The organism is Streptomyces sp. SID5785 (assembly GCF_009870065.1).
In the GTDB taxonomy this organism is placed as follows: Bacteria; Actinomycetota; Actinomycetes; order Streptomycetales; family Streptomycetaceae; genus Streptomyces.
Genome location: NZ_WWIA01000399.1, coordinates 1 through 7,535 on the forward strand (window position 1 = coordinate 1; position 7,535 = coordinate 7,535).

Genomic DNA, 7,535 nt, shown 5'->3' on the forward strand with positions numbered 1-7,535 from the left:
ACACGGGAGGACCCGCCGGGCCCGCCCGCGGCGCCGGCCCGGCGGGCCCCACGTCCGGCCCGGTCAGCGGCGACGGTCCGATGGTCACGTCGGGCGCCCCGAACCCGCCGGTGCCGGGCGCGCAGACGCCGCCCCGGATGAGCGACGACACCGCCGTCCTGACGCCGCAGAAGCCGGCCCCCGAACCGGGCCCGGGCCAGGGGAACAACGTCTCGGGCGACACCCTCAACAGCGGCATCCCGGTCGTCCCGGCGGCCGGCGGCCCCGGCTCGCCGTTCGCCCCGCCGACCGGCGGCGAGGGTCCGGCCCCGGCGCCGTTCACCCCGCCGAAGCTGCCGGACCCGGTGCCCGCCCAGTCCGCCCCGGCCAAGAAGAAGGGGCGCAACAAGCTGGTGCTGCTCGGCGCCGGAGTCGTCGGCGTGGCCGGCATCGCCTACGGCGCGGGCCTGCTCATGAACCACTCCGACGTCCCCAAGGGCACCACCGTCCTCGGCGTCGACATCGGCGGCGGCACCCGCGACGAGGCCGCCACCAAGCTCGACACCGCCCTCGGCCAGCGCACCGACAAGCCGGTCGAGCTGTCGGTCGGCGGCAGGACCGTCCAGCTGAAGCCGGACCAGGCGGGCCTGTCCCTGGACAGCGCGGCCACGGTCAGCGCCGCCGCGGGCAGCGACTACAACCCGGTCTCCGTGATCGGCTCCCTGTTCGGCGGCGAGCGAGTCGTCGACCCGGTCATGCCCGTCGACCAGGAGAAGCTCGCGGCCGCCCTGGAGCGGGCGGCCGGCGGCGCCACGTCCGGCGAGGGCACGATCAGGTTCGAGCCCGGAAAGGCCGTCGCCGTGTACGGCAAGGAGGGCAAGGGCATCGACGTCGCGCGGTCGACCGGCGCGGTCAGCGAGGCCTACCGCACCCAGGTCGAGACCGGCGCCTCCGCCCCCGTCCAGGTCCCGACGACGAGCCGCAAGCCGACGGTCTCCGACGCCGAGGTCGACCGGAAGATGAAGCAGTTCGCCGAGCCCGCCATGTCGGGCCTCGTCACGATCAAGGCGGGCGGCGCGTCCATCCCGTTCGGCCCCGACAAGTCGCTGCCGAAGATCCTCGGCATGAAGGCGGTCGACGGCAAGCTCGTCGAGACCTACGACCTCGACGCGCTCAAGTCGCTCTACGGCAACACCTTCGACGGTGTCCTGATCACCCGCGGCACCGGCAAGAAGACCCCGGTGACGCCGCAGGACGTCGCGCAGGCCATGGGACGGGCCCTGCTCGGCAAGACCCCGGCCGAGCGCGTCGTGGAGATCGACACCAACCCGTCGTAGGTCCGTCACGGCTCCCGCATGACATCCGTCATGCGGGAGCCGCGACGCGCGACACTGCCGCGCGTCCTCGCCGCTCGGCGAGGATGGCCGTATGACAACAGACGCAGCGGTCGCCTTCTCCGGGGTCACCAAGAAGTACGGCGACGTCACCGCCGTCGACGGCCTCAGCCTGGAACTGCACCCGGGCGAGACGGTCGCCCTGCTCGGCCCCAACGGCGCCGGCAAGTCCACCACCCTCGACCTGCTCCTCGGCCTGCGCCCCGCCGACTCCGGCGACGTCCGGGTCTTCGGCACCAGCCCGCGCGACGCGATCGTGCGCGGCCGGGTCGGCGCGATGCTGCAGAGCGGCGGCCTGATGGACGAGGTGACGGTCCGTGAGCTCGTCCAGCTCGCCTGCTCTCTGCACCCCCGGCCGTACCGGGCCGAGGACGTCCTGACCCGCGCCGGGATCGCGCAGATCGCCGACCGCAAGGTCAACAAGCTCTCCGGGGGCCAGGAGCAGCGCGTCCGCTTCGCCCTCGCCACGGCCGGCGACAGCGACCTGATCGTCCTCGACGAGCCGACGACCGGCATGGACGTCACCGCGCGGCACGCCTTCTGGGCGACCATGCGCGAGCAGGCCGACCAGGGCCGCACCGTCCTGTTCGCCACCCACTACCTCGAAGAGGCCGACGCGATCGCCGACCGCGTCCTCGTGCTGCACCGCGGCCGCCTCCTCGCCGACGGCACCGCCGCCGAGATCAAGGCGAAGGCCGGCGCCCGCAAGGTCTCCTTCGACCTGGACGGCACGATCGACGAGGCGGCCGTGCGCGGGCTGCCCTTCCTGACCTCGGTCGACATCTCGGGCCAGACCGTCCGCATCCAGTCCACCGACGCCGACGCGACCGTGCACGCGCTGTACGGACTCGGCGTCTACCCCCGCAACCTCGAGGTCGCCGGCCTCGGACTCGAGCAGGCGTTCGTGGCGATCACGTCGGCCGAGGAAGCCGCCGAGGAGGCGAACGCAGCATGAACAGCCTGATCAAGCTCGAGATCACGCGCGCCCTGCGCAACAAGAAGTTCCTGTTCTTCTCGGTGATCTACCCCTCGGTCCTGTTCCTGCTGATCGCGGGCCAGTCCGACACGTCGGCCATGGTCGACGGCACGGGTCTGAACCTGGCCGCGTTCATGATGGTGGCCATGGCCTCCTTCGGCGCTCTCACCGCGGTCCTCATGGGCAACAGCGAGCGCATCGCCAAGGAGCGGGAGAGCGGCTGGGTCCGGCAGCTGAGGCTCACCCCGCTGCCCGGCCGCGGCTACGTGTTCGCCAAGACGGCGAGCGCCGCCGTGGTCTCCCTGCCGTCGATCGTCGTCGTCTTCGTCGTCGCCGCGCTCTTCAAGGACGTCCGCTACGACGCGTGGCAGTGGCTCGCGCTCACCGTCGCGATCTGGGCGGGCAGCCTCTGCTTCGCCGCGCTCGGCGTCGCCATCGGGTACCTCGCCTCCGGCGACGCGGTCCGCCCGATCACGATGATCGTCTACTTCGGCCTGTCGATCCTGGGCGGTCTGTGGATGCCGGCGACGACGTTCCCCGACTGGCTGCAGAACATCAGCAAGTGGATGCCGACCCACGCCTACGCGGGCATCGGCCAGGCCATCGAGCTGGGCGACGCACCGCACGCCAAGGACCTCGCGCTGATGGTCGTCTACTTCCTGCTCTTCGCCGGCGGTGCGGCCTGGATGTACCGGAAGGACACGTTGAAGGCGTGAGTACGCACACGGACGGGGAGCACCGGACGCCGAGGATCGGCCAGCCGCCGGAGACCCGGCGCGAGCTCTACGTGAAGATCCTCTGGATCGCCATGTGGCTGGCCTTCCTCGGCGGCCCCGCCGCCGATCTGCTGCAGGGCAACCACACGCGCGTGGGAACCGTGTTCGGCTGGGCCGGGCTCGTGGTGTTCGCCCTCACCTACGTGGGGCTCGTCGTGCGGCAGACCGGACGGCCCCTGGCCCGGCACGTGGTCCACGGCTCGCTGGCGGCCCTGCCGGTGTTCGCCGTCGTCCTGTCCGTCACCATGGGCGAGGAGTGGCTGGTCCTGTTCGTGTACGTCTCGGTGGCGTGCGGGGCGGTCCTCCCGCTGCGCTGGACCCGCCCGGCGATCCTCGCCACGACGGGCGCCCTGATCGTCGTCGGCCTGACGATCGACCGCAGCCCCGAGTACTGGCTCCTCGTGCCCACCCTGCTCGGCGGCTTCTCGATGATCGGCGTACGGGAACTGGTCCGGACCTCGCGGGAACTGCGCGAGGCCCGTGCCCGGGTCGCCCAGCTCGCCGCCAACGAGGAACGGCTGCGGCTCGCCCGCGACCTGCACGACCTGCTGGGCCACTCGCTGTCCCTCATCACGCTCAAGAGCGAACTCGCGGGCCGGATGCTGCCCGACCACCCCGGCAAGGCGGCCGACCAGGTCGCCGACATCGAGAAGGTCAGCCGGCAGGCCCTGGTCGACGTCCGCGAGGCCGTCACCGGCTACCGGCGGCCCCGGCTCGGCGCGGAACTCGCGGGCGCCCAGGCCGCTCTGGCCGCCGCGGGCATCGGCGCCGAGATCCCGCCGCAGGTCCCCGAGCTGCCCGAGACCCAGGAGGCGGCGCTCGCCTGGACGCTGCGCGAGGCCGTCACCAACGTCGTCCGGCACAGCGGTGCCCGGCGCTGCCTCGTCTCCCTCGTGCGGCGCGAGACCCTCGCGGGGCCCGTCGTCGAGCTGACCGTCGAGGACGACGGCGCGGGCCCCACCGGCGCGCCGCCCGGCAACGGCCTGGCCGGGCTCGCCGAGCGCGTCGCCGCGGTCGGCGGCACCCTCGACACGGGTCCGGCCCCGGGGCGCGGGTTCCTGCTGGTGGCCCGGGTCCCCGCGGGCTCCGTAGGATCCGCCGCATGACGACCCAGAACGAGCCGGCGATCAGAGTGCTGCTCGCCGAGGACCAGTCGATGGTGCGCGAGGCGCTCGCGGCGCTGCTCGGCCTCGAACCGGACATGGAGGTCGTCGCCCAGGTCGCCCGCGGTGACGAGGTCCTGGCGGCGGCCCGCGCCCACGCCGTGGACGTCGCGCTGCTCGACATCGAGATGCCCGGGTGCACCGGGATCGAGGCCGCCGCAGCGCTGCGCGCCGCGCTGCCGGACCTCAAGGTGGTCGTCCTCACCACGTTCGGGCGCCCCGGCTACCTGCGCAGTGCCATGGAGGCCGGGGCGCACGCGTTCCTGGTCAAGGACGCCCCGGCGGCGCAGCTCGCCGAGGCCGTCCGCACGGTCCTGCGCGGTGAGCGTGTCATCGACCCGGTGCTGGCCGCGGCCGCCCTCGCGGAGGGCGCCAACCCGCTGACGGACCGCGAGCGCGAGATCCTGCGCGAGGCCGCCGACGGACGGACCAACGCGGAGCTCGCGGGCGCCCTGCACCTCTCCCAGGGCACGGTCCGCAACTACCTGTCGACCGCCATCCAGAAGCTCGCGGTGCGCAACAGGGCGGAGGCGGTGCGCGTGGCGCGGGAGAAGGGCTGGCTCTAGGGGGAAGGGCTCGCCGTAGGGGGTGCCCACGATCCGCGTGGGCTGCTCAGTTCAGCATCGCGCGGGCCGCCCGCGCCTGCCCCCGCACCAGCTCGGCGGCCGCGTCGTCGACCTCTCCGAGCACCTCCGCGTAGGCGTCCAGCTCGGCGGCCCCGGCGACGAACTCCCCGCGCCGCACCAGCAGTTGCGCCCGCTCGTACCGCAGCCGCGCCGGGTGCGCGGGCAGCAGCAGCGACAGTTCGACCGCCCACATCGACACGTCCGACCGCTCGGGCCGCGCCTGGGCCCACGTCCGCACGTTGTTCAGGATCCGCAGCACGATCTCCAGCGGATCCGCCGGCCGCAGCATCGAGCGCTCCAGCGGCGCCCCCGTCGCCCCGACCACGAGCAGCTCCGCGTCGGGCCCGGTCAGCACCCGCCCCGCCCCGAACGGATCGGCGAGCACCTGCTCCTCCGGGTCCCCGAACCCGACCACGAAGTGCCCGGGCAGCGCGACCCCGTAGACGGGCGCCCCGGCCCGCCGCGCCACCTCCAGCCACACCACGGACAGCAGGATCGGCAGCCCTCGGCGGCGCCGCAGCACCTCGTGCAGCAGCGAGGACTCCAGCCGCTGGTAGTCGCCGGGCACGCCGTGGAACCCGAGCCGGGCGCCGAGCAGTTCGCCGAGCGCGAGCGCCCAGGACCGCGGCCCGCCCGGCCGGAACGGCAACTGGCCGGCCAGCTCGTCCAGTTCGATCTGCGCCGCGTCCATCCCGGCCTCGTCGAGAGCGGGATCCGCCTCCGCGGCCAGCAGCAGGCACAGCTGCACGAGGTCGGGCCGCTCGGCCCGGGCCTCCGCGGCGAACAGGCGGCGCAGATCGGTGGTCATCAGCTGTCCCGGTCGGGTGCGCGGTAGTGGTGGTAGGCGTGGTGGGTGCGGAAGCCGAGCCCGTCGTAGAGCACCCGGGCGCCCTCGTTGTCTGCCTCGACCTGCAGCCAGGCCGCGGAGGCCCCCTCGTCGAGCGCCTGCCGGGCGAGCGCGGCCATCACGAGCGTCGCGAGGCCCTGCCTGCGCCGCTCCGGGGCGACCTCGACCGCGGCGAACCCGGCCCACCGACCGTCGACGACGCACCGCCCGATCGCGGCCGGCACCCCGCTCGCGTCCGGCACGGTCGCGAACCACACCGAGGGGCCGGAGCCGAGCACCTTGAGCGCGACCTCGTCGGCGCCCTTGCGCTGGTAGCGGGCGAGCCAGCTCTCGTGCGGCGTGCGCGTCAGCCCGACCCGGCCGCCGGGGTCCACGGCGTCGCCGATCGGCGCGAGCGCCGCGACGCGCAGCTCCGCGCTGACCTCCCGCTCCCAGCCGCGCGCCTCCAGTGCGGCGCAGAGCGCCTCCTGGGTGCCGGGCGCGCCGGTGGCCGTCTGCGCGTACGCGGGCAGGCCGCGGGCCGCGTACCAGTCCCGTACGCGCGCGAGAGCGGCGTCGAGGGGGAGGCCCGGATCGCCCACGGGCAGGACGGAATTGGCCCGTCGCGTGAAGCCCGACCGCCGACCGGCCGCCGCCTCGCCACGACGCGCCGCGGGCGGACCCTCCTGGTACGCGGCCCGCAGCTCCCACTCGCCGAGCTGCTCGCTCTCCAGGGGGCGCCACGCGCGCGAGGAGACCCGCGCGAGCTCCGGGTACGTCGCGGACGGGCCGCGCCTGCGGGCCGGTCCGTCCGGCACGACCTTGCCCGCGACCAGCGTCGACTCCTCGATCCGCACGACCTCCCCACCCCTCCGTGTGATGTACAGCACACCATCGTCCCACGATGTGAGAACCCCGACGGTGTCCGTGAACTTCCGACCCGCGGGGCCGTCCTCGACCACCCGTCGTACGGAAACACGTTTTCCCACGTCAGACGGGTTCAAGCGGACCTCGAGCCGTCCGCCCGCAGTGAATTCCACAGCTCGGTCCACCCCTCCTGTTCGGATCATGCCCGGGAACGGAGATACTAGGGGCGGGCATCGACGACGCCGCGCTCCCGCGCGCCAGGCGGCGGAGCCTGTGGAGGCCCGCCAGCGCCCTATCGAGGAGGAACGACAGCGTGACCTACGTCATCGCGCAGCCTTGTGTCGACGTCAAGGACAAGGCGTGCATCGAGGAGTGCCCGGTCGACTGCATCTACGAGGGCTCCCGGTCCTTGTACATCCACCCGGACGAATGCGTCGACTGTGGTGCCTGTGAGCCGGTCTGTCCGGTCGAGGCGATCTTCTACGAGGACGACACTCCTGAGGAGTGGAAGGACTACTACAAGGCGAACGTCGAGTTCTTCGACGAGCTCGGCTCGCCCGGTGGTGCCTCGAAGATGGGCCTGATCGAGAAGGACCACCCGTTCATCGCCGCGCTGCCGCCGCAGAACGGCTGACGTCGGTCAGCGGTACGCATGTGCACGGCCCCGGTCCCGTACGGCTTCGTCCGCCGTACGGGACCGGGCTGTTTTCCGAACCAGTACTGAGTCCGCCCTGAGAGAGAAAAGAGCCGCCCGGTGTCCGCAGTCTCCGACCGCCTCCCCACGTTTCCCTGGGACAAGCTGGAGCCGTACAAGAAGACGGCCGCGGCGCACCCCGGCGGCATCGTCGACCTCTCCGTCGGCACGCCCGTGGACCCGGTGCCCGACCTGATCCAGAAGGCCCTGGCGGCCGCCGCGGACTCCCCGGGA

The 7,535-nt window shown here is 73.3% G+C and carries 7 protein-coding genes and 2 pseudogenes; 7 read left to right on the top strand and 2 right to left on the bottom strand.

Annotated features, from left to right (window positions below; genetic code table 11):
• From GTW43_RS13145 to GTW43_RS13165, 5 genes and pseudogenes are all read left to right on the top strand, one after another.
• Positions 1-1,316 (top strand): annotated as a pseudogene (locus GTW43_RS13145) (hypothetical protein); the annotation flags it as partial.
• Positions 1,317-1,407: 91 nt separating this feature from the next.
• Complete coding sequence (locus tag GTW43_RS13150) at positions 1,408-2,328, top strand: ABC transporter ATP-binding protein (RefSeq protein WP_161301847.1); 921 nt, start codon at positions 1,408-1,410, stop codon at positions 2,326-2,328.
• The gene (locus GTW43_RS13155; RefSeq protein ID WP_161301848.1) at positions 2,325-3,065 is read left to right on the top strand and encodes an ABC transporter permease; all 741 of its coding nucleotides are present in this window, start codon (positions 2,325-2,327) and stop codon (positions 3,063-3,065) included. Before GTW43_RS13150 ends, GTW43_RS13155 begins: the two co-directional genes overlap by 4 nt.
• Positions 3,062-4,231 carry a sensor histidine kinase gene (locus GTW43_RS13160; protein ID WP_343245990.1) on the top strand — a complete coding sequence of 390 codons (1,170 nt, stop codon included), beginning with the start codon at positions 3,062-3,064 and terminating at the stop codon, positions 4,229-4,231. The genes GTW43_RS13155 and GTW43_RS13160 overlap by 4 nt, the downstream gene beginning before the upstream one ends.
• Complete coding sequence (locus GTW43_RS13165; RefSeq protein WP_161301849.1) at positions 4,228-4,854, top strand: response regulator transcription factor; 627 nt, start codon at positions 4,228-4,230, stop codon at positions 4,852-4,854. The genes GTW43_RS13160 and GTW43_RS13165 overlap by 4 nt, the downstream gene beginning before the upstream one ends.
• A gap of 46 nt (positions 4,855-4,900) precedes the next feature.
• Here GTW43_RS13165 and GTW43_RS13170 read toward each other — a convergent pair whose 3' ends face one another.
• The gene (locus GTW43_RS13170; protein WP_161301850.1) at positions 4,901-5,722 is read right to left on the bottom strand and encodes a transglutaminase-like domain-containing protein; all 822 of its coding nucleotides are present in this window, start codon (positions 5,720-5,722) and stop codon (positions 4,901-4,903) included.
• The gene (locus GTW43_RS13175) at positions 5,722-6,780 is read right to left on the bottom strand and encodes a GNAT family N-acetyltransferase (protein ID WP_161301851.1); all 1,059 of its coding nucleotides are present in this window, start codon (positions 6,778-6,780) and stop codon (positions 5,722-5,724) included. The genes GTW43_RS13170 and GTW43_RS13175 overlap by 1 nt, the downstream gene beginning before the upstream one ends.
• 140 nt (positions 6,781-6,920) lie before the next feature.
• Between GTW43_RS13175 and fdxA the strand changes: the two genes are divergently transcribed.
• Both fdxA and GTW43_RS13185 read left to right on the top strand, forming a co-directional pair.
• Entirely contained in the window at positions 6,921-7,241 is a 321-nt protein-coding gene (gene fdxA, locus GTW43_RS13180; RefSeq protein ID WP_161301852.1) for a ferredoxin, read from the top strand.
• 120 nt (positions 7,242-7,361) lie between these two features.
• Positions 7,362-7,535, top strand: a pseudogene (locus GTW43_RS13185) (succinyldiaminopimelate transaminase); the annotation flags it as partial.